The following is a 21,248-nucleotide window of genomic DNA, read 5'->3' on the forward strand; positions in this document are numbered from 1 at the left end:
GTAACCCCCAATATCTGTGGACGCGGGCTGAATCTCCCGCTAGATATAAGGTTTCCCGGACCCGGTCTGGTCTTACAGCCGGGGCAAAGAATCTTACCGCTGCGCCCCGCCCTTCCCCTCAAACGTGACCTCGGCAGTCTCCACGACACCCGCGGAGCGGCCGGGGGCCGTTTGGTTCTGCCAGTAGAGGTTCGTGTGCGCAATAACGAGCTCCGGCGGCGGTGCGCCCCAGGCCGTGAGGTCCTCGGTGCTGTGGGCGTCGGCCACGAGGGTGACATCGTAACCGCGGACAAACGCTCCATGGATCGTGGACCTGATGCATTCGTCCGTCTGCGCCCCCGCTACCAGCAGGCGCCCCACGCCGGCGGCGGCGAGGGCCTCTTCAAGATCGGTTCCCTCGAAGGAATCGCCGTAGGACTTATGCACCAGCGGTTCCTCACTCCGCCGGGTCAGCTCCGGGACGTACTGCCAGGCGTCACTCCCCCATTCCAACCGGGCGTCCGAGTGCTGGACCCAGACAATCGGGACGGCCGCGCCGCGGGCCTTGTCAACGAGCTCGGCGATGTTTGCGATCACCGTGTCGCGCCGGTGCACACCCTCAACCACACCGTTCTGCATATCGATCACCATCAGGGCCGTGTTGGGCCGATCAGGCAGCGTTGTCATGACCATCTCCTCGTGGCGGCAGCTCCGTCCACCATGCTAAACCGAACCCACCAGCAGCGGCCTTGTCGCATACCTGGCAACGCGGCGCGGCTAGGCTGGAAGCATGCCAGCCAACACTCCCCCACTGACCCGCCCGTCGTCGACCACACGAACCGCAGCTCTGGCGGCTGCCGCCGACGCGGTCTTGATCCTGCTCTTCGCCGCGATCGGACGGGACGCCCACCAGCGGGGCGAGATCATCACCGGTGTCCTGGCGACGGCCTGGCCGTTCCTCGCCGGTGCCGCCGTCGCGTGGCTCGCACTGCGTCTGTGGCGGGCACCCCTGGCGCTGTGGCCGGCCGGCGTCGCCGTTTGGCTCGGCACAGTGGCGGTCGGCATGCTGCTCCGGGCCCTCACGGGGCAGACCGTGGTCCTGCCGTTCGTGATCGTGGCGCTGCTCAGCCTGGCTGTTTTCCTGCTCGGCTACCGCCTCCTGGCCGCGGGTGCGCGGCGTTTGAACGCACGCCGCCGGCGGAGCTGATGCACTAGGCTTGCAAGCAGATGGCACGGCCTTCCGGGGCCAATTTACGAGCCAGCAACGGCGCAACAGATCCGAAAGGTCCCCACGTGATCACCGCTTTCGTCCTGATCAAGACAGACGCTTCCGCCATCCCGGAGACGGCTGAAAAAATCTCCGCGATTCCCGGCATCAGCGAGGTCTACTCGGTGACGGGCGAATGGGACCTGATCGCGATCGCCCGCGTCGCCAAGCACGAGGACCTCGCGGACGTCATCGCGGACAAGCTTTCCAAGGTGCCCGCAGTGGTGCACACCACCACCCACATTGCCTTCCGCGCCTACTCCCAGCACGACCTGGACGCAGCGTTCGCGCTGGGCTTCGAACAATAAGTCGCCCTGTAGTCGACCTGCAGGGCCAGCCTCAGTCGCGGGACAGGGCCACCCAGCGGTCGAGCACCGCGGCCGCCGCGCCGGAACCGACGGATTCCTCGGCCCGCTTCATCGCGGCAGCCATCCGATCGGTCAGCGGGCCCGAGGCGTCGAGGTCAAACGAGACCAGGCCGGCGGCGGCATTCAGCAGCGTGGCGTCCCGTGCCGGGCCGGGCTCACCTGCCAGGACGGAACGGACGACGGCGGCGTTGGCGGCGGCGTCGCCCCCATGCAGCTCCTCGACGGTCGCCTGCCGGATACCCAGGTCGCGCGGGTCGAAGATTTCCTCAGCCACCGCGCCGTCGCGGATTTCCCAGATCCGGGACGGACCCGTGGTGGTCAATTCGTCCAGCCCGTCGTTACCCCGGAAGACCAGGCCGCGGCTGCCGCGCTTGGCGAGCACTCCCGCCACCAGCGGCGCCATCCGCTCATTCGCGACGCCGACGGCGGACGCCTGCACGTGCGCGGGGTTGGTCATCGGCCCCAGGAAATTGAAAGCCGTGGGGACCCCCAGTTCGCGGCGCGCAACGGCGGCATGCCGCATTGAGGGGTGGAAAACCTGGGCGAAGCAGAACGTGATGCCGGCTTCCTCGGCGTTCCGGGCCACCCGCGGAATGGGCAAGTCCAGCCGGACGCCCAGCGCTTCCAGCACGTCGGCCGAGCCCGACGTCGACGAGGAAGCCCTACCGCCGTGTTTGACCACCTTGGCGCCCGCCCCGGCCGAGACGAGGGCGGCCATGGTGGAGATGTTGACGGTGTTCAGCTGGTCGCCGCCGGTGCCGACAATGTCCAGCTTCTCGCCCGCAATCTCAATCGGGTTGGCGGACTCGATCATCGCCTCCACCAGACCGGTGAGTTCCTCAACGGTCTCGCCCTTGGCTCGCAACGCCACGAGGAAACCGGCCACCTGGGCGGGCGTCGCTTCGCCGGACATGATGGAGGTCATCGCCCACTCAGTGTCGCCGGCAGTGAGGTGCGTGCCGTTGATGAGGGCGCCAATAAGGCGCGGCCAAGTCTTGCCTACCGCCTGCGCAGATGCCTGAGAAGTCACGATCTGATGCTATCGAGCCGGGGGCCGCAATGCCCAATGCGAAGGGGGCCGGGAACTTTTCCGCGCGATTTCGCGTCTTTGTAGAAAAAGTCCTCCCAAAACGCGGTTTGCGTTGGGCAGGACGGACTTTTACAGACATAATGTCTATGTGACATCTGCGACCCATGCCCCCAGTACCCCGGCGCACCCGACGCTGAATCGCCCGAACATGGTTTCCGTTGGAACCGTCGTCTGGCTGTCCAGTGAGTTGATGTTCTTCGCCGGTCTCTTTGCCATGTACTTCACACTCCGTTCGACGTCCGGACAGATGTGGGCCGAAGAGACAGCCAAGCTCAACTTCCCCTTTGCGCTCGTAAACACCATCGTCCTTGTGGCCAGTTCCTTTACTTGCCAGATGGGCGTCTTCGCCGCCGAACGGCTCCAGCCGCGCAGGCTCGGCGGGCCCCTGAGCTTCACCCGCTGGGGAATGAATGAGTGGTTCACACTCACGTTCATCATGGGTGCCTTCTTCGTGGCCGGCCAGGCGACCGAGTACGCCATGCTCGTCTCCGAGCACGTCTCGCTCTCTTCCAACGCCTACGGTTCAGCGTTCTACATGACCACCGGTTTCCACGGCCTGCACGTTATCGGCGGCCTGATTGCCTTCCTGCTCATCATCGGACGCTCCTTCGCGGCGAAGAAGTTCGGACACTTCGAGGCAACGTCCGCGATCGTCACCTCGTACTACTGGCACTTCGTCGACGTCGTGTGGATCGGCCTCTTCCTGGTCATCTACGTCCTCAAGTAGCCACGACTTGACTCTTTTTCTACAAGAGGCAGAATTTCAAGAAGCGGCTCACGGAGCCAACGCAGCATCGAATAAAGGAACCACCACGTGAAGGCACTCTCGCAGAAGCGACGTCACCCACTGGCAGCAGTTGCACTGTTGCTGATGGGCCTCCTCATCACTGGTGGGCTGTACGCCGTCGCCACCACCGTCAACCAGGCCAAGGCCGACACCACGAGCTTCAGTGCAAGCGACGCAGAAGAGGGCGGCAAGCTGTTCGCCGCCAACTGCGCCACCTGCCACGGCATGGGTGCCAGCGGCTCGCAGGCTGGGCCGTCGCTTGTCGGCGTCGGCGCCGCCGCCGTTGACTTCCAGGTTGGCACCGGCCGTATGCCCATGCAGATGAACGGCCCGCAGGCTTACAAGAAGCCGGCGCAGTTCAACGAGGAGCAGACCCACCAGCTGGCGGCTTATGTAGCATCGCTCGGCCCCGGCCCGTCCATCCCGGAGGCAGGTGTCCTCGATGAAAAGGGTGATGCCGCCAAGGGTGGCGAACTGTTCCGCACCAACTGCGCCATGTGCCACAACGCTGCTGCAGCAGGCGGCGCGCTGACCCGGGGCAAGTTCGCGCCGGCTCTCGCCGACGTTTCCGGCAAGCATATCTACGAAGCCATGGTCACCGGCCCGCAGAACATGCCGGTCTTCAATGACGCGAACATCACCCCCGAGGGCAAGCGCGACGTCATCACCTTCCTGAAGCAGATTGAGTCCACCGGTTCCCCGGGCGGCAACGACCTGGGCGCGCTGGGGCCGGTTTCCGAGGGCCTGTTTGTCTGGATCGCCGGCCTGGGCGTCATCATCGCCTTCACCATCTGGCTGACTTCGCGGACGTCCTAGGCGCCCCGCGGCACCTGTAAGAATTTTCTGCTGATCCGTCAGCAGTTTGAATTGAAAACTAACTCGACATAGGTCGAGACGAGAGAAGGATGAGGCGAATTATGGGCAACCATAGTGACGGCAGTCCGAACCACTCGGGCACCGTAGCTACGGCTGGTCAGAATGAGGTGGAGAAATTCCAGGATCCTGGAATTCCCCCGCATCGTTTGCGCCTGGCTGACACGGACCCGAGGGCCGCCAAGCGAGCGGAACGGCAGGTGGCCGTTCTGTTCGGCGCCTCGGTCGTGGGCACCCTGATATTCCTGGTGGCGTACTTCGCCATCGATCTTGGAGCTGACTCCTCGATCGCCACCATCCGGCTGCAGAACACCCTGCTCGGCATCGGCACTGCCTTTGCCATGCTGGGCATCGGCACCGGTATCGTGCACTGGGCCAAGGCCCTGATGCCGGATCACGAAGTGTCGGAAGAGCGCCACGCCATCCGCACCGAAGAGGACCGTCTGGCCGCTGTCCGGATCGTCGACGACATCGTCGAGGAGACCGGCATCAAGCGCCGCCCGCTGATCCGCAACACGCTGCTTGGCGCCGTCGCGCTCGCTCCGCTGCCGGCCCTGGCCGTCTTCGGCGACCTCGGTCCGCGTCCGGACAACAAGCTGGCCCACACCATGTGGGCCCCTGTTGACGGCAAGACCAAGCGCCTCACCCGGGACCCGGATGGAACCCCCATCAAAGCCGCGGACGTCACCATCGGCTCCGCCTTCCACGTCATCCCGGAAGGCTTGAACGAGCTGGAGGAAGGCAAGCTGAACGAAAAGGCCAAGGCCGTCGTCCTGCTCATGCGCCTGAACCCGGACTCCCTCAAGCCCTCCCCGGGCCGTGAGGACTGGAGCTACAACGGCATCGTTGCCTACTCCAAGATCTGCACCCACGTTGGTTGCCCTGTTGCGCTGTACGAGCAGCAGACCCACCACCTGCTGTGCCCGTGCCACCAGTCGACCTTCGACCTGACCCAGGAATGCAAGGTCATCTTCGGCCCGGCCAGCCGGCCGCTCCCGCAGCTGCCCATCGCCGTAGACGACGAGGGCTACCTCTACGCTACGAGCGACTTCAAAGAACCTGTTGGACCTAGCTACTGGGAGCGTGCTGAGCATGAGCGCAACATCAACAGCTGACACCCCCACCTTCGTCGCCAAGACCAAGGGCGGCCGCATCACCGACTTTGTCGATCAGCGCGTGGGCGGTTCCGGAATGCTCCGGGAATTCGGCCGCAAGGTCTTCCCGGACCACTGGTCGTTCATGTTCGGCGAAGTGGCCCTGTACTCGTTCGTGATCCTGCTGCTCTCCGGCACCTTCCTGACCTTCTTCTTCGACCCCTCGATGGCGGAAACCCATTACCAGGGTTCCTACCTGCCGCTGAAGAACGTCGAAATGTCGGTGGCCTACAACTCCTCGCTGAACATCTCCTTCGATGTCCGCGGCGGTCTGTTCATGCGCCAGGTCCACCACTGGTCTGCCCTGCTGTTCGTGGCCTCCGTGTCCGTGCACATGCTCCGTGTCTTCTTCACCGGCGCCTTCCGTAAGCCGCGCGAGATGAACTGGGTGGTGGGCAGCGTCCTGCTCATCCTGGCCATGGCCGCCGGCTTCACCGGCTACTCGCTCCCCGATGACCTGCTCTCCGGCAACGGCCTGCGCATCATCGACGGCGTGATCAAGTCCATCCCGGTGATCGGCACCTACATCTCGTTCTTCCTCTTCGGCGGAGAATTCCCCGGCACCGCCATCATCGGCCGCCTTTACATGCTCCACATCCTGCTGGTTCCTGCCCTCATCCTGCTGATGATCGCCGTTCACCTCTTTATGGTGGTCGTGCACAAGCACACCCAGTACCCCGGCCCCGGACGCAACGACGGCAACGTCGTCGGCTACCCCCTCGGTCCGGTCTACGCGGCGAAGGCCGGCGGCTTCTTCTTCATCGTCTTCGGTGTCATTGCCCTGATGGCAGGGTTCTTCACCATCAACCCGATCTGGAACTACGGCCCATACGACCCCTCCCCCGTGTCCGCTGGAACGCAGCCTGACTGGTACATCGGTTTCGTTGACGGCGCCCTGCGCCTGATGCCGGGCACCATCGGTAACTGGCACGTCGAGCAGGTCTGGTTCGGCCATGTCTTCACGTTCAACGTGCTGCTGCCGGCCCTGGTCCCGGCGGGCATCCTGTTCACCGTGATGTTCACCTACCCGTGGATCGAGCGGTGGATCACCAAGGACGACCGCGAGCACCACGTCCTGGACCGTCCCCGCAACGCCCCGACCCGGACGGCGATCGGCATGGCCGGTTTCGTCTGGTACTGCGTGATGTGGGCAGCTGCCGGCTCCGACCTGATCGCCACGCACTTCCACGTGGCCCTGAACGACGTCACCTACTGGCTGCGGGCCTTGTTCTTCATTGGCCCGGTCCTCGCCTTCATCGTTACGAAGCGCGTCGCCCTGGCCCTGCAGCGCAAGGACCGGGAAATCGCCCTCCACGGCAGCGAAACCGGCCGCATCGTACGGCTCCCGCACGGTGAGTTCATCGAGGTTCACGCCCCGCTGGACGAATACAAGCGGTACAAGCTGGTGGGCTTCGAATCCCCGTCGCCGCTCCCGGCCGAGCCGAACAGCCACGGCGTCGTGGACCGCAAGGAAAAGCGGCGTGCAATGCTTTCCAGGTGGTTCTTCGAGGACCGCGTAGCCCCGGCCACCCCGGCCGAGCTCGCAGCGGCCCACGGCCACCACGGTGCGCACGAGTCGGTCGAAGCGGCTGCTGAGCAGAAGAGCCTCAGCCACTAAGGCGCGACGCCAAGCAGTACAGAAAGGCCCGGTCCACTTGGACCGGGCCTTTCTGCGTCCCGAGGGGCCGGAGCGGGACAGGTCAGGGGCGGTAGCCGGAAGCGTAGTTGCGGGTGGGCCGGACGCCGGGGCGCTGCAGCGGCACCCAGAGCTTGTACCGGTCTGCACGGTAGTACGAGACGGAGTAGTCGACCATGGCCCGGGCGACGAAGGCGTGCCGCTGGATTTTTAGCAGCGGCGTGCCGACGTCCACATTGAGCAGGCGCGCCGTGGACGGCGATGCCGCCGTCGCTTCAATCATGTCTTCGCCCCACTCCATGACCAGGCCGTATCGCTCACTCAGCACGTTGTAGAGCGACGTCGGCGGCTCGCCGTCGAGCAGTCCCGGCACCCGGTGCGCCGGGATGAAGTTCTCGTCGACGCTCATGGGCTCACTGTCGGCCAGCAGGAGCCGCCGGAAGCGAATAAGCGGCGTCCCCTCCTCCAGCTGGAGCTCCCGGGCCAGGAAGGCGCTGGCGTTGATTTGCTCGAAGCTGAGCACCTTGGCGGCCGGAACCATGCCGCGGCGCTGCATCTCCTCGCTGTACGAGGTCAATTTCACCTGGAGATCCAGCTTGGGTTTGCGGACGAAGGTGCCGAGCCCGACGACGCGCTCAATGACCTCCTCGCCCACCAGTGCGTCAATGGCCTGGCGCACGGTCATCCTGGCCAGGCCGAACCGAACCGAAAGGTCCCGTTCGGAGGGAAGCGCGGATCCCGGCGGGCAGGAACTGATGATGTGGGCGCGGAGGATCTCGCGGAGCTGGACGTAGATGGGGGTGCCGCTGTTCCGGTCGATCTCGCCGGCCATCCGGGCCGCGTTAGAGCCCACGGCGCTGCCCGCTGCAATCGTTCATACTTCAAGGGTAGGGTACGTCGCCGACAGGTCTAGACCACCACCGGTTCGAGTTCGCCCGTGCCTTCTCCCCCGGCTACGCTGGATATGCCCGCGACGGTCGGCTGTGCCTGATCCGCCCCGGGCCTCTGCAGCCCGGCCGGGTACCGCCGGGCATCATGACTATGAAGGAGTTCCGTTGCCAGCACGCAAGGCAGTCGTCCAGGCCTCCATCGGGCTGCACGCCCGCCCGGCGGCGGCCTTCGTCCGTGCCGTGACGCAGACCGGGTTCGCCGTCACGATCAGCAAAGACGGCAGGCCCGGGGTGGATGCCCGTTCGCTCCTGGAAGTCATGACCGAGGACTTCCCCTGCGGCTGCGAGGTGGAGCTGGCGGTGAAGACTGACGCGGTCCCGGCAGATTCGAGCCTATCCGACGCGGACCACGCCCTCGCCGAGCTCTGCGCCTTACTGGAGTCGCAGGCCGGCTGAGCTACACCGCGGGGTCGGACCAGGCGTGCCAGGCTACGCCAGGCATACTAAAACGACGGCGGGCCCCACCACAAGGATGGGGCCCGCCGTTGTTGTTCTCAGAACCAGACGCTAGTGCGCGTGGTCACCGCGGCTGTACTCGTAAACCCAGCCCACGAGCGCCACCACGGCCAGGCCGCCGGCGATGAACGTGATCCAGAACCCCACGGCCAGGCCCAGGAAGCCGCCGGCGCAGGACAGGCCGAGGACCAGCGGCCACCAGCTCCAGGGACTGAAGTGTCCCTGTTCGCCGGCGCCTTCGTGAATCTCAGCGTCGCTGCGGTCCTCGGGACGCATCCCGACGCGCTTGCCGGTGAAGCCCAAGTACGCGCCGATCATGCCGGCCAGCCCGCCAAGCAGCAGGATTCCGAGGATGCCGACCCACTCCGACCAGCCGGTCAGGAAGCCGTAGATCATCGAGACCGGGACGAAGAAGAAGACTCCGAGTCCAAAAATCCTTGATTCGATCTTCACTGGGCGGTGTCCTTCTGGTCGGCGTTACCGAGCGCCGCTGCTGCCGGGGCAGGAGAGTCGACGGTGTAGTTCTGGGAAAGCTCGGGGTGGTGCAGGTCCAGGGCAGGACGCTCCGAGCGGATCCGCGGCAGCGAGGTGAAGTTGTGACGCGGCGGCGGGCAGGACGTCGCCCATTCGAGCGAGGCGCCGAAGCCCCAGGGATCATCGACCGTGACCCTCTCGTTGCTGCGCCAGGTGATGTAGACGTTCCAGAAGAACGGGATCAGGGACGCGCCGAGGAGGAACGACGAGTAGGTGGAGAACTGGTTCATCCAGGTGAAGTTGTCCTGCGGCATGTAGTCCGCGTAGCGGCGGGGCATGCCTTCCACACCGAGCCAGTGCTGGATGAGGAAGGTGCCGTGGAAGCCAAGGAAGAGCATCCAGAAGTGGATCTTGCCGAGACGCTCGTTGAGCATCTTGCCCGTCCACTTCGGCCACCAGAAGTAGAAGCCTGCGAACATCGCGAACACCACGGTGCCGAAGACCACGTAGTGGAAGTGCGCCACCACGAAGTACGAGTCGGAGACGTGGAAGTCCAGCGGCGGTGAGGCCAGGATGATGCCGGTCAGGCCGCCGAAGAGGAAGGTAGCCAGGAAGCCGATGCTCCAGAGCATGGGGGTTTCGAAGGTGATGGAACCCCGCCACATGGTGCCGATCCAGTTGAAGAACTTCACGCCGGTGGGAACCGCGATCAGCATCGTCATGAAGGAGAAGAACGGCAGCAGAACCGAGCCGGTGACGTACATGTGGTGCGCCCACACGGTGACGGACAGTGCCGCGATCGAGATCGTGGCGTAGACCAGGCCCTTGTAGCCGAAGATCGGCTTGCGGCTGAAGACCGGGAAGATCTCCGAGACGATGCCGAAGAACGGCAACGCGATGATGTACACCTCGGGGTGGCCGAAGAACCAGAACAGGTGCTGCCAGAGAACGGCGCCGCCGTTTTCCGGATCGAAGATGTGGGCACCAAAGCGGCGGTCCGCGCCGAGGGCGAACAGGGCGGCAGCGAGCGGCGGGAACGCCATGAGCACCAGGATCGCGGTGACCAGGGTGTTCCAGGTGAAGATCGGCATCCGCCACATGGTCATGCCCGGGGCGCGCATGCAGATAATCGTGGTGATGAAGTTGACCGCGCCAAGGATGGTACCGAAGCCGGAGAGCGCCAGGCCGAAGACCCAGAGGTCACCGCCTACACCGGGGCTGAAGGTCGTGTTGGACAGCGGCGCGTAAGCGAACCAGCCGAACGATGCGGCACCCTGCGGCGTGATGAAGCCGGAGACGGCGATCGTGGAACCGAAAAGGAAGAACCAGAAGGCCAGCGCGTTCAGCCGCGGGAAGGCGACGTCGGGGGCGCCGATCTGCAGCGGCATGATGACGTTGGCGAAGCCGGCGAACAGCGGGGTTGCAAACATCAGCAGCATCACGGTGCCGTGCATGGTGAAGAGCTGGTTGTACTGCTCTTTGGTCTGCAGGATCTGCATGCCCGGTTCGAACAGTTCGGCGCGGATCAGCAGCGCCATAACGCCGCCGAAGCAGAAGAACACGAAGGACGCGATCAGGTACATGTACCCGATGGTCTTGTGGTCGGTGGAGGTGATCCAGTTGACGACGATGCGTCCCTTGGATTTGGGTACTACGGGAGCCTCAAGGATCCCGGAGGGCTGAGAGTAGGTCGTTGCCACTTCGCGCTCCCCTTACTTGTTCTCGGTCTTGGCCGGGAGGCGGTCGTACTCTTCGCCGAGCAGCCCGGTGTTGCCGACCTGGCGGAGCTGGTCCAGGTGCGACTTGAACTCCGATTCGGAGACAACCTTTACGCGGAACAGCATTTCGGAGTGGTACTCGCCACAGAGTTCGGCGCACTTGCCGTCGTAGGTTCCCTCTTTGGTGGGCGTGAACCGGATGTAGTTGGTCTTGCCCGGGATCATGTCGCGCTTCTGCAGGAAGGCGGGAACCCAGAAGGAGTGGATGACGTCACGGGAGTTGAGCTCGAGGTCAACCGACTTGTTGACCGGCAGGTACAGCGTGGGCAGCTTTTCCTTGTCCACGTTGTTGCCGGTGAGGTGCGCCTGGACGCCTGCCTCGTGGACGTCGTCCGTGATGACGTCGCCCTTCTTGTAGTTGAAGTCCCAGGCCCACTGCTTGCCGCGGACGTCGACGACGACGTCGGCCGGCTGGGAGCGGTTGTCGATCGCCTGCTGGTCGCGGTCGGTGAAGTAGAAGAACACCAGGACCATAAACAGCGGGATGGTCAGGTAGAAGACCTCGAGCGGCAGGTTAAAGCTGTTCTGGCGCGGGAAACCGACGGTGCCCTTCCGCCGCCGGTACGCGACGATGACCCAAATCATCAAGCCCCAGGTAATGATGCCGACGACCAGCGCGGCAATCCATGAGTTGACCCAGAGGTCCATGATGCGGTCAGTGTGGTTGGTGGTGCCACGCTCAGTGGGCAGCCACCCTTTCTGTACCTCTGGTGAACATCCAGTCAAAGCCAACGCGCCGGCTAGTGCCAAGCCAGTGATCGTAGTGATCTGTTTGCGTCGGCTGCCGGTTCGGTTCTGCGAACTCACAGACGGCCCTTCCTACTTGTTGCTGTCGCCCGGCCGCCGATGGCGTTCCGGGCACACTAAAAGTTTTACTACTCGATGTAGAGCTTACCGCTCCCCGCGAGTTTTCGCCCACATGTCCGCGCCGTGCGTCGGTGGAGTTTTCGACGCTTCCGGCAACCGCCCCCGGGACGGAACTAAGGCCGGGCTGCACGCCCGGCCTTAGGCCTTAGTGGAAGGAGTCTCCGCAGGCGCAGGATCCGCCCGCATTCGGGTTGTCAATAGTGAAACCCTGCTTCGAGATGGTGTCTTCGAAGTCGATGCTGGCACCGCTCAGGTAGGGCACGCTCATTTTGTCGACGACGACTTCGACGCCGTCGTAGTCGCGGACGGCGTCGCCCTCGAGGAGGCGCTCGTCGAAGTACAGCTGGTAGATCAGTCCGGAACAACCGCCCGGCTGCACGGCAACGCGGAGCCGAAGATCAGTGCGGCCTTCCTGTTCCAGCAGGCTGCGGACCTTGCCGGCAGCGACGTCCGTCAGCTGGACCTCGTGGCTGGCCAGCTCCTGGTCCGCCTGGACGGTGGTGTCGGCGCTGTTTTCATTGGTTGTAGTGCTCATGGCCTACCTTCTTACGACGGTGGTGGCGGCGCCGCCTGCGCGGTGCCCGCCCCTACTTAAACGGTATGGGCTATAGCTACATGCTACGTCGATCAGCCGTATAGCTCTAACTCCTGCGGTAACCGCCAGCACCGGCTGGATGTTCCCCGGGAACGCCGAAAAGCCGAGGCCTCAGGCGAGGCCCTCGGCGTTCAGCCGGGCCAGCAGCAGCGCTTCCGCCACAATCGCGTTCCTGAAGTCCTCCAGGTGCAGCGACTCGTTGGCGCTGTGAGCGCGGGAATCGGGATCCTCCACGCCCGTGACCAGGATCTGCACGTCCGGGTACAGCTCGGTCAGGTCGGCGATGAACGGGATGGAACCGCCGATGCCGGTCTCGACGGCAGGCACGCCCCAGGCCTCGCCGAGCGCCCACATCGCCAGCCGGGCGGCCGGCGAGGAGGTGTCCGTCAGGAAGGCGTTGCCGCTCTCCCCCGGAGTGAACACCACCTCGGCGCCGAAGGGCGCGTGCGCTTCAACGTGCCGGCGGACCGCCTCCATGGCGTCGGCCGGGTCCTGTCCGGGGGCCAGCCGCAGGCTGAACTTGGCACGGGCACGGGGCAGCAGGGTGTTGGAGGCGACCTCCACGGCGGGCGCATCGAAGCCGATGATGGACAGGGCGGGCTTGGTCCACATGCGCGAGGCGATGGACCCGCTACCGGCGAGCTTCACGCCGTCGAGCACCGAGGCGTCCTTGCGGTACTCCTCCTCGGTGAGGTCGACCCCGGCGTCGTCGCGGCTGACGAGTCCCTCGATCGCGACGCTGCCTTCCTCGTCGTGCAGGGTGGCGATCAGCCGCGCCAGCAGCGTCGGAGCGTCCAGGACGGGGCCGCCGAACATGCCGGAGTGGACGGCGTGGTCCAGCACCTTGACCTCAATGGTGCCGTCCACCAGCCCGCGCAAGCTGGTGGTGAGGGCCGGGATGCCGACCTTCCAGTTGGAGGAGTCGGCAACGACGATCACGTCGGAGCGCAGCAGTTCCTGGTGGGTTTCCAGGAAGGAACGGAACGTGGGTGAGCCGGCTTCCTCTTCGCCCTCGAAGAAGAAGGTCACCCCCAGGCCCAGCTCCTCCCCCAGCACCCGGGTCACGGCGGAATATGCGGCGACGTGGGCCAGGATCCCTGCCTTGTCGTCCGCGGCGCCGCGGCCGTAGAGGCGGCCGTCGCGTTCGACGGCCGTGAACGGCTCGGTCTCCCACAGCGCCAGGTCGCCGGTCGGCTGGACGTCGTGGTGGGCGTAGAGCAGGATGGTGGGCTTGCCTGCTGCCGCGGGACGACGTGCGACGACGGCCGGTCCGCCGGCGGTGCCGTCCTCCTTGTCGCAACGCAGGACACGGACGTCCTCGAAGCCGCTGGCACGGACGAGTTCGGCAACGGCGTCGGCGCTGGCGTTCAGCGGAGCAGGATCGAAGCTGGGCCAGGCGATGCCCGGGATCGCCACGAGCGCCTTCAACTGCTCGACGGTGGCGTCAAAGGACTCTGTAACGGCCTGGCGGAGAGCTGCGGCATCGATGGAGCCGACGGCTGAGGGCTGCGGGGTCCCCGCGGGTGATGAAGTCATAGCCAAAACCCTACCCGTGTCGGACATCACCACAAATGCACCGCAGCGCTGCGGAGGGCCCCGGTGTGGGCTGGGTCTCGGGCCACCCGCCGCAAGGTATTCTGTAGGGGTGTTTGGACGTAAAAAGGAAGCGCCCTCGGCGCAGGACGTAGTTGACCAGCAGGTAGCCGAGGCAGCAGCCCGGGACGCCGCCATCGGCAAGGGTGCACCCACGCCCAAGCGCAGCGCGCAGGTGGCCGCCCGCAAGCGGCCCCTGGTACCGGAGGACCGCAAGGCCTCCAAGGCAGCCGAGCGCACCGCGATCGCGGACCAGCGCCTCAAGATGCGCCAGGCCATGGATACCGGTGACGAGAAGTTCCTGCCGCTGCGGGACAAGGGTCCGCAGAAGCGCTTCGCCCGCGACTATGTCGACGCCCGGTTCAGCCTCGGCGAATACCTGATGTTCGGCGCCCTCGTCTTCGTCGTCATCTCCCTGCTGGTCCCGGCGAGCAGCGAACAGATGATCTATGTCCTGGGCGGTTTCTGGGTCATGTTCCTGGCCGTCTTCGTGGATGTTTTTATCCTGTCCCGGAAGCTCAAGAAGCGCCTCGGGGAGAAGTTTGGCGAGGTCGAGCGTGGCACCGTCTGGTACGGCTCCATGCGATCCCTGCAGTTCCGCCGCCTGCGTCTGCCCAAGCCGCAGGTCAAGCGCGGCCAATTCCCCGCCTGAATCCGGCCATCAAAAAGCCCCCGGCAGCTGGACTGCCGGGGGCTTTTGCGTGTCCGGGTGCCGTGGGGCGCACCGGAACCGTAAGTCGGCGTCGCGCGGAAATCCCGGTGAGCTGCGCGGTCAGGGGCGGGCGGGCCGCTTCGCCAGCTCGCGGTTGATCCGCGCCGCCCAGAAGGGGCCCTCGTAGAGAAACGCGGTGTAGCCCTGCACCAGGGTCGCGCCGGCCTCGAGCCGTTCGCGGACATCCTGGCCGGACTCGACCCCGCCCACCGAGACCAGTGTGATCGCCCCGTCCGTGGCGGCCCTGAGCCGGGCCAGCACTTCGAGCGAACGTTTCCGCAGCGGCGCACCGGAGAGCCCGCCGGCGCCGCAGGCTTCGATCTGTTCCGGGCTGGAAACCAGGCCGGTGCGGGCAATGGTCGTGTTGGTGGCGATGATGCCGTCCAGGTTCATCTCGAGCGCCAGCCGGGCCACGTCGTCGATGTCCTCGTCGCTGAGGTCCGGGGCTATTTTCACCAGCAGCGGCACGTGCCGGCCGGCGGCGCTGTCTGCGGCCTCCCCCACCGCAGCCAGCAGCGGGCGCAGCGTGTCGACGTCCTGCAGCAGGCGCAGCCCGGGCGTGTTAGGGGAACTGACGTTGACCACCAGGTAGTCGGCGGCCGGGGCCAGGCTCCGGGCACTGATCAGGTAGTCCGCCACCGCGTCCTCAAGCTCCACGATCTTGCTCTTGCCGATGTTGACACCGATCACCGGGCGGACCCCGGGATAGCGGCGCTGCAGGGCGGCGCGGGCTGAACGGAGCCTGGGCGCCACGGCTGCGGCGCCGTCGTTGTTGAAGCCCATCCGGTTGATGACGGCGCGGTCCGCGATCAGGCGGAACAGCCGCGGGGCGGGGTTGCCCGGCTGGGCCTGTCCGGTGATGGTACCCACCTCGACGTGGCCGAAGCCGAGGTCGGTCAGCGCTTCGATGCCGTGGCCTTCCTTGTCAAAGCCTGCGGCGAGCCCGAACGGCGAGGGAAAGGTTAGGCCGAAGGCCTCGGTCCGCAGCGAAGCCGCCGGGGCGGTGAACCGCTGCAGGACGCGTCCGGCGCCGCAGCGGCTGGCCAGCCGGATGCCAAAGAAACCGATCTTGTGGGCGCGCTCGGCGTCCATCCAGGAGAAGGCGAGCCGGAAGAAGGTGGGATATACGCGCATGCCCCTAGTTTTCCGGTTCCGGACGTGCAAACCAAAATGCGGGAACCGCAGCGGACAAATCCGCACCCCGGCGGGCGCTAGCATGAAGCCATGACCAGCGAGGATGCAGTCCACAGCAGCGTGCCCGGCGCGGCGCCCGGCGTCCGGATCGAGGCCGACGTCGTTGTGGTCGGCGCCGGCCTCGCGGGGCTCGTTGCCGCGGCGGAGGCATATGCGGCGGGCCGGCGGGTGGCGGTGCTGGACCAGGAGCCGGAGGCTTCGGCCGGCGGCCAGGCGCACTGGTCCTTTGGCGGACTCTTCCTGGTCAACACCCCGGAGCAGCGCCGGCTGGGCGTCCGCGACAGCGCGGACCTGGCCCTCGCCGACTGGTTGTCCTCCGCCGCCTTCGACCGCCCGGAGGACGCCCTCGCCCGCCAGTGGGCCGCGGCCTACGTGGATTTCGCGGCGGGTGAGAAGCGCGCCTGGCTCGCCTCGCTCGGCGTCGGGCTCTTTCCGCTCGTGCAGTGGGCCGAGCGCGGCGGCTACGGGCCGGACGGCCACGGCAACACGGTGCCACGCTTCCACGTCGCCTGGGGCACCGGCCCGGCGGTTGTCGCTCCGTTCCTGGCGAAGCTGCGCGAGGGTGTGGCCGCTGGGCGGGTTTCCTTCCACTTCCGGCACCGGGCGACCGAACTGGTGGCGACGGCTGGCCGGCTCAGCGGCGTCCGCGGCGAGGTCCTGGAACCCAGCGCCGCCGCACGCGGCGAGCAGTCATCGCGGACGGTCACCGGGTCCTTCGACGCCGTTGCCGGGTCCGTCGTGGTCACCAGTGGCGGAATCGGCGGCAACCACGGCGCCGTCCGGCGGCAATGGCCCGGCGGCGGCGCCCCGGCCTCCATGCTCAGTGGAGTGCCGGCCTCCGTGGACGGCGGTTTCCTGGCCGCCGTGGACCGCGCCGGCGGACGGCTGGTCAACGGCGACCGGATGTGGCACTACCCCGAGGGCATCCACAACCACGACCCGGTCTGGCCGCAGCACGGCATCCGGATCCTGCCCGGGCCCTCGGCGCTCTGGCTCGACGCGACCGGCAAGATGCTCCCCGCTCCGCTGTTCCCGGGTTTCGACTCGCTCGGCGCGCTCCGGCACATCCTCGGAACCGGGCACACCCACTCGTGGTTCGTGCTGAACAAGACCATCGCGCTGAAGGAGTTCGCGCTCTCCGGCTCGGAGCAGAACCCGGACCTGACCGGCAAGAATGTCCGCCTGCTCGCCGCCCGACTCAAACCCTCCGGCGACAGCCCGCTGCAGCGCTTTCTGGACCGGGGCGTGGACTTCCTGCAGGCCGGCACACCAACGGAGCTTGCCGCGAAGATGAACGCCCTCGCCGCCGCTCCGCTCATCGACGCAACCGAACTGGACCGGCTGATCCGGTCCCGGGACCGGCAGTTCGCGAGCGGGCTGGGCAAGGACCCGCAACTCGCGGCGATCCGCGCCGCCCGCCGCTTCACCACGGACAAGGTCATGCGGGTGGCCCCGCCGCACCGGATGCTGGACCCCCGGCACGGGCCGCTGCTGGCGGTAAGGCTCTCCGTCCTCACCCGCAAGAGCCTCGGCGGGATCCAGACCGACCTGCACTCGCGGGTCCTGGACGGCACCGGCCTGCCGGTGCCGGGGCTGTACGCCGCCGGTGAGGCGGCTGGCTTCGGCGGCGGTGGAATCCACGGCTACCGCGCCCTCGAAGGCACCTTCCTGGGCGGGTGCCTGTTCTCGGGCCGCACGGCGGGCCGCGCCGCGGCGTCGGCCCTTTAATCGTCTAAGCGTCAGAACAGCCGGCAGATTGACCGGCAGAGCGGGAGGGACCGGGTGGATTGGCAGACCGACATCCTGGGTGAGGACTTCGCGGCCTGCGCGTTCCAGGCCTCCGGCCCGGACGGCGTGCAGCGGACCGCCACCCTGGTCCGGCATCTCCCCTCGGCCGGCTCCGGCCGGGCTCCGCGGCGGGCCGTGCTCTTCCTGCACGGCTGGAGCGACTACTTCTTCAACGAAGAGCTCGCGGAGTTCTGGACCGGCCAGGGCTTCGGGTTCTTCGCTCTGGACATGCACAACCATGGCAGAAGCCTGCGCCCCGGCACACCCGGCGGCTACGTGGCGGACCTCGCCGACTACGACGCCGAGATCACGGCGGCGATCGGCATCATCGAATCCTTGGGCCCCAAGGGAGCCGCTCCCCCGCCGGTGACGCTGATGGGGCATTCCACCGGCGGGCTCATCGCGGCCCTGTGGGCGAGCCGGCATCCGGGGGCCGCCGCCTCGTTGGTGCTCGACAGTCCCTGGCTCGAGATGCACGGCAGCCCGGCGGTCCGCCGGGCTGCCAGGACAATGGTGGAGCCCTTGGCCCGATTCCGGCCCGAGTCCGTGATCCGGCTGCCGGAGCGCGCCTTCTACTGGCGCAGCATCAGCAGCGCCGCCGAGGGCGAGTGGGTCCTGGACGACAACTACAGGCCGCCGCGCGCCTTTCCGGTGCGGGCGGGCTGGCTCAGCGCCGTGCTCGCCGGCCAGTCCACGGTGGCCCGGGGGCTCAACATCGACGTGCCCATCCTGGTAATGATCTCCGGAGCCAGCGCCAACGGCATGTTCTGGAAGGAATCCATGCGGCGCACGGACGCCGTCCTGGATGTGAACACGATTGCGCTGCGCGCCCTGAGCTTGGGCCGCACGGTGACCCTGGAACGGATCGACGGCGCCCTGCACGATGTTTTCCTTTCCGCGCCACGGGTCCGCGCGGACGCCTACGCCCGGCTGGCCCGTTGGCTCCGGGCCTACGTCCTGGACGACGGCGGCGCCGCGTGACGGGTCCCGCGGAGCCGCCGCGGTGGCGCCGGGACGTGCTGGGGCGCGGCTTCGAGTCCCTGGAGCTGCCGTTGCTGCCGGACGATGAAGGACCCGTGGTCGCCACGCTGGTCCGGCATGTAGCCGTGGGCGGTGCGGCGGCAGGTCCGCCAGGTGCGGCGCCGGACTCCCCGGGGACCCGGGTGCCGGAGAAAGTAGTCCTTTACCTTCACGGCTGGGCCGATTACTTCCTGCAGGCCGAACTCGCCGAGCAAATCGTGGCCGCCGGGTTCCATTTCTACGCCCTGGACCTGCGGAAGTTCGGCCGCAGTCTGCGCAGTTGGCAGACCCCCGGCTATACCACCGACCTGGCGGTCTATGACGAAGATCTTGCCGCCGCGCTTGCCGCCATCACCGCCGATGTCGCCTCCCGGACGGGCAGCCCCGGGACGCCGACGGTGCACCTGCTCGCGCATTCCCTCGGCGGCCTGGTCGCGGCACTGTGGGCGGACCGGAATCCGGGAGCACTGGGCACCCTGGTCCTGAACTCACCCTGGCTGGAACTGCAGGGCAGCAGCCTGATCCGGAACATCGCCATGCAGTTGGTGGAACCGCTGGCTCGCACCGACCCGCGGCGGCCGTTGCTGCTGCCCAGCATGCCCGGCTACTGGGACAGCGTGAGCGGCTCGGCGCACGGCGAATGGGACATGGATCCGCAATGGCGGCCCCGGGCGTCGTTCCCGATCCGGCCGGGATGGACGAAGGCGGTCCTGGCCGGCCACGCGGCCGTGCAGCGGCGGCTGGACATCACGTCGCCGGTGTTGGTGATGCTGTCCGGCCGCACGCACATCCAGGCCGAATGGTCCGAGGCGCTGATGGACGTCGATGCCGTGATCGACGTCGAGGAAACGGCGCGCCGCGCGCTGGGGCTGGGCCGCCGGGCTGCCGTCTTCCGCTACCCGGGGGCCATCCACGACTTATTCCTCTCCCGCGGCGCGGTGCGGCAGGAGGCCTACCGCGACCTCCTGCTCTGGCTGAGCCTCTACCCCGGCTGAGTTCCCTGGCAAGGGCCTTCGTCCCGGACGGGCGGCGTCAGGCGCTGCCTGCGGGAGCCGCCGCGTCCACCGCACCGCCGTAGCGCCGGTCCCGCTGGGCATAGATCTCGACGGCGTCCCACAGGGTGCGCCGGTCCACGTCGGGCCACAGCGTGTCGAGGAAGACAAACTCAGCGTAGGCGGACTGCCAGAGCATGAAGTTGGACAGCCGCTGCTCCCCCGAGCTGCGGAGGAACAGGTCGACGTCCGGCAGGTCCGGCTCGTCCAGGTACCTTTGGATGGTGCGTTCGGTGATGGCGCCGGGCTTGAGCCGGCCCGCGGCCACCTCCTCCGCGATGGCGGAGACGGCGTCGGCGATCTCCGCCCGGCCGCCGTAGTTAACACACATGTTCAGGGTGCAGGTGCTGTTGCCGCGGGTGAACTCCTCGGCCTCTTCCAGCTCCCGGATCACCGAGCCCCAGAGCCTGGGCCGCCGCCCGGACCAGCGGATCCTGACCCCCCACTCGTCCAGCTGGTTCCGCTGCCGTCGCAGCACGTCCTTGTTAAATCCCATCAGGAAGCGGACTTCCTCGGGCGAGCGGCGCCAGTTCTCGGTGGAAAAGGCGTACACGCTCACGTGCTCGATACCGAGTTCGATGGCCCCGGCCATCACATCCAACAGGGCCGGCTCCCCGGCCTTGTGGCCCTCAATCCGCGGCAGGCCCCGCTGGTTGGCCCAACGTCCGTTGCCGTCCATTACGATCGCGACGTGCCGCGGAATGAACTCCGCCGGGATTGCAGGCGGCACCGCACCGGAGGGGTGCGGGTAGGGCGCCACCACGTCGGCGTTGCGCCGGCGGACAGGGGTGTTCTTGCCTGGAGTCTTCTTGCCTAGGGCCACAGTTAGGTTCGCTCCACATGTTTGAGGGATTTCAGGACACGTTCCAGATGCCATTGCAGGTAGCTGGCCACCAGGCCCGCAGCCTCCCGGCGGTGGACGGGGGTGGAGGCGTCGGCCGACCCCCAGTCCCCGGTCAGCAGCGCTCCCAGCAGCAGCACGGTCTCCCCGGCCGGGGCGGGCGAACCCGGCGGCCGGCACTGCGCGCAGACCATGCCGCCCAGCGGGGCGGAAAACGCGGTGTGCGGGCCAGATGCCCCGCAGCGGGCGCAGTCGGTGAAGCTGGGGGCCCACCCGCCGGTGGCCAGGGCCCGGAGCAGGTAGGAATCCAGGATGAGTTCGGGGGCATGGTCGCCACGGCTCAGCGAAGCCAGCGCCCCGACCAGCAGGTTGTACTGGGCGGTTCCCGCCTCGCCGTCGACGTCGGTGAGTTTTTCGGCGGTTTCGGTCATCGCGGCGGCGACGGTGTAGCGGCCGTAGTCGGCCGCGATGCTGGAGCCGTAGGCGCCCTTGGCGACGGCCTGCGTCACCACGTCCAGGGAGCGCCCGGAGATGAGCTGCAGGTCCGCGACCATAAACGGCTCGAGCCGGGCGCCGAACCTGCTGCTGGTGCGGCGGACGCCCTTGGCGACGGCCCGGACCTGGCCGTGATGCTTGGTCAGCAGGGTGATGATGCGGTCGGCCTCGCCCAACTTGTGGGTGCGCAGGACCACGGCGTCGTCGCGATACGCACGCGCAGCAAAGGATGAAGGTTGGGCCACAGTTAATCTTCGCACTGAGTTTGGGGAAAGCCGG

General features: G+C 66.9%; 22 protein-coding genes. 11 read left to right on the forward strand and 11 right to left on the reverse strand.

Going from position 1 to position 21,248, the window contains the following annotated elements; all coding sequences use genetic code 11:
* Positions 1-93: 93 nt before the first annotated feature.
* Positions 94-666, reverse strand: coding sequence for a cysteine hydrolase family protein (locus ACUYM2_RS09420; RefSeq protein ID WP_481599825.1), 573 nt, complete (start codon positions 664-666; stop codon positions 94-96).
* A gap of 103 nt (positions 667-769) precedes the next feature.
* Here ACUYM2_RS09420 and ACUYM2_RS09425 point away from each other — a divergent pair, with 103 nt between their 5' ends.
* Together ACUYM2_RS09425 and ACUYM2_RS09430 are read left to right on the forward strand one after the other, a co-directional pair.
* Complete coding sequence (locus tag ACUYM2_RS09425) at positions 770-1,186, forward strand: DUF3054 domain-containing protein (RefSeq protein ID WP_481599826.1); 417 nt, start codon at positions 770-772, stop codon at positions 1,184-1,186.
* 86 nt (positions 1,187-1,272) lie between these two features.
* On the forward strand, positions 1,273-1,554 hold the full coding sequence (locus ACUYM2_RS09430) for an Lrp/AsnC family transcriptional regulator (RefSeq protein ID WP_138769293.1): 282 nt from the start codon (positions 1,273-1,275) through the stop codon (positions 1,552-1,554).
* 31 nt (positions 1,555-1,585) lie between these two features.
* On the opposite strand, the gene trpD is transcribed toward ACUYM2_RS09430, so the two are convergent.
* Positions 1,586-2,644 carry an anthranilate phosphoribosyltransferase gene (trpD, locus tag ACUYM2_RS09435; RefSeq protein WP_481599827.1) on the reverse strand — a complete coding sequence of 353 codons (1,059 nt, stop codon included), beginning with the start codon at positions 2,642-2,644 and terminating at the stop codon, positions 1,586-1,588.
* Positions 2,645-2,756: 112 nt separating this feature from the next.
* Here trpD and ctaE point away from each other — a divergent pair, with 112 nt between their 5' ends.
* The 4 genes from ctaE (at position 2,757) to qcrB (ending at position 7,136) form a co-directional block, all read left to right on the forward strand.
* Positions 2,757-3,431, forward strand: coding sequence for an aa3-type cytochrome oxidase subunit III (gene ctaE / locus ACUYM2_RS09440; protein ID WP_217500973.1), 675 nt, complete (start codon positions 2,757-2,759; stop codon positions 3,429-3,431).
* 87 nt (positions 3,432-3,518) lie between these two features.
* Positions 3,519-4,307 carry a cytochrome bc1 complex diheme cytochrome c subunit gene (gene qcrC, locus ACUYM2_RS09445; RefSeq protein ID WP_481599828.1) on the forward strand — a complete coding sequence of 263 codons (789 nt, stop codon included), beginning with the start codon at positions 3,519-3,521 and terminating at the stop codon, positions 4,305-4,307.
* Between the two features lie 101 nt (positions 4,308-4,408).
* Positions 4,409-5,479: a cytochrome bc1 complex Rieske iron-sulfur subunit gene (gene qcrA / locus ACUYM2_RS09450; protein ID WP_481599829.1), complete on the forward strand. Its 1,071-nt coding sequence runs from the start codon at positions 4,409-4,411 to the stop codon at positions 5,477-5,479.
* Positions 5,457-7,136, forward strand: a complete 1,680-nt coding sequence (gene qcrB / locus ACUYM2_RS09455) for a cytochrome bc1 complex cytochrome b subunit (RefSeq protein ID WP_481599830.1) — start codon at positions 5,457-5,459, stop codon at positions 7,134-7,136. Before qcrA ends, qcrB begins: the two co-directional genes overlap by 23 nt.
* 82 nt (positions 7,137-7,218) lie before the next feature.
* Here the strand turns inward: qcrB and ACUYM2_RS09460 are convergent, their stop codons facing one another.
* Positions 7,219-7,986 carry a GntR family transcriptional regulator gene (locus tag ACUYM2_RS09460; RefSeq protein WP_481601456.1) on the reverse strand — a complete coding sequence of 256 codons (768 nt, stop codon included), beginning with the start codon at positions 7,984-7,986 and terminating at the stop codon, positions 7,219-7,221.
* A gap of 223 nt (positions 7,987-8,209) precedes the next feature.
* On the opposite strand from ACUYM2_RS09460, the gene ACUYM2_RS09465 reads away from it, so the two are divergent.
* The gene (locus tag ACUYM2_RS09465; RefSeq protein WP_481599831.1) at positions 8,210-8,500 is read left to right on the forward strand and encodes an HPr family phosphocarrier protein; all 291 of its coding nucleotides are present in this window, start codon (positions 8,210-8,212) and stop codon (positions 8,498-8,500) included.
* A 111-nt stretch (positions 8,501-8,611) separates the two neighbouring features.
* On the opposite strand, the gene ACUYM2_RS09470 is transcribed toward ACUYM2_RS09465, so the two are convergent.
* The 5 genes from ACUYM2_RS09470 to ACUYM2_RS09490 all read right to left on the reverse strand — a co-directional run bounded on the left by ACUYM2_RS09470 (position 8,612) and on the right by ACUYM2_RS09490 (position 13,810).
* Entirely contained in the window at positions 8,612-9,013 is a 402-nt protein-coding gene (locus ACUYM2_RS09470) for a cytochrome c oxidase subunit 4 (RefSeq protein WP_479780299.1), read from the reverse strand.
* A complete protein-coding gene (gene ctaD / locus ACUYM2_RS09475) occupies positions 9,010-10,734 on the reverse strand; it encodes an aa3-type cytochrome oxidase subunit I (RefSeq protein WP_481599832.1) in 1,725 nt (574 codons plus the stop codon). The genes ACUYM2_RS09470 and ctaD overlap by 4 nt, the downstream gene beginning before the upstream one ends.
* Positions 10,735-10,746: 12 nt before the next feature.
* Complete coding sequence (gene ctaC / locus ACUYM2_RS09480; RefSeq protein WP_481599833.1) at positions 10,747-11,619, reverse strand: aa3-type cytochrome oxidase subunit II; 873 nt, start codon at positions 11,617-11,619, stop codon at positions 10,747-10,749.
* Positions 11,620-11,824: 205 nt separating this feature from the next.
* Positions 11,825-12,214, reverse strand: coding sequence for a HesB/IscA family protein (locus ACUYM2_RS09485; RefSeq protein ID WP_138769282.1), 390 nt, complete (start codon positions 12,212-12,214; stop codon positions 11,825-11,827).
* A 171-nt stretch (positions 12,215-12,385) separates the two neighbouring features.
* Entirely contained in the window at positions 12,386-13,810 is a 1,425-nt protein-coding gene (locus tag ACUYM2_RS09490) for a M20/M25/M40 family metallo-hydrolase (RefSeq protein ID WP_481599834.1), read from the reverse strand.
* A 109-nt stretch (positions 13,811-13,919) separates the two neighbouring features.
* On the opposite strand from ACUYM2_RS09490, the gene ACUYM2_RS09495 reads away from it, so the two are divergent.
* Complete coding sequence (locus tag ACUYM2_RS09495) at positions 13,920-14,519, forward strand: DUF3043 domain-containing protein (RefSeq protein WP_481599835.1); 600 nt, start codon at positions 13,920-13,922, stop codon at positions 14,517-14,519.
* 120 nt (positions 14,520-14,639) lie between these two features.
* On the opposite strand, the gene ACUYM2_RS09500 is transcribed toward ACUYM2_RS09495, so the two are convergent.
* The gene (locus ACUYM2_RS09500; protein ID WP_481599836.1) at positions 14,640-15,713 is read right to left on the reverse strand and encodes a quinone-dependent dihydroorotate dehydrogenase; all 1,074 of its coding nucleotides are present in this window, start codon (positions 15,711-15,713) and stop codon (positions 14,640-14,642) included.
* 90 nt (positions 15,714-15,803) lie between these two features.
* Between ACUYM2_RS09500 and ACUYM2_RS09505 the strand changes: the two genes are divergently transcribed.
* From ACUYM2_RS09505 to ACUYM2_RS09515, 3 genes are read left to right on the forward strand one after another with little or no spacing between them, the layout of a single operon-like run.
* Entirely contained in the window at positions 15,804-17,501 is a 1,698-nt protein-coding gene (locus ACUYM2_RS09505) for an FAD-binding dehydrogenase (RefSeq protein WP_481599837.1), read from the forward strand.
* A gap of 54 nt (positions 17,502-17,555) precedes the next feature.
* Positions 17,556-18,542 carry an alpha/beta hydrolase gene (locus ACUYM2_RS09510; protein WP_481599838.1) on the forward strand — a complete coding sequence of 329 codons (987 nt, stop codon included), beginning with the start codon at positions 17,556-17,558 and terminating at the stop codon, positions 18,540-18,542.
* Positions 18,539-19,576 (forward strand): alpha/beta hydrolase, encoded by a 1,038-nt coding sequence (locus tag ACUYM2_RS09515; RefSeq protein WP_481599839.1) that lies wholly within the window; start codon positions 18,539-18,541, stop codon positions 19,574-19,576. Before ACUYM2_RS09510 ends, ACUYM2_RS09515 begins: the two co-directional genes overlap by 4 nt.
* 37 nt (positions 19,577-19,613) lie before the next feature.
* On the opposite strand, the gene ACUYM2_RS09520 is transcribed toward ACUYM2_RS09515, so the two are convergent.
* Both ACUYM2_RS09520 and recO read right to left on the reverse strand, forming a co-directional pair.
* Positions 19,614-20,456 carry an isoprenyl transferase gene (locus ACUYM2_RS09520; protein WP_481599840.1) on the reverse strand — a complete coding sequence of 281 codons (843 nt, stop codon included), beginning with the start codon at positions 20,454-20,456 and terminating at the stop codon, positions 19,614-19,616.
* Positions 20,457-20,458: 2 nt separating this feature from the next.
* Complete coding sequence (recO, locus tag ACUYM2_RS09525; RefSeq protein ID WP_481599841.1) at positions 20,459-21,214, reverse strand: DNA repair protein RecO; 756 nt, start codon at positions 21,212-21,214, stop codon at positions 20,459-20,461.
* Between the last annotated feature and the right edge of the window lie 34 nt (positions 21,215-21,248).

Source organism: Arthrobacter sp. SD1074B (assembly GCF_056780195.1).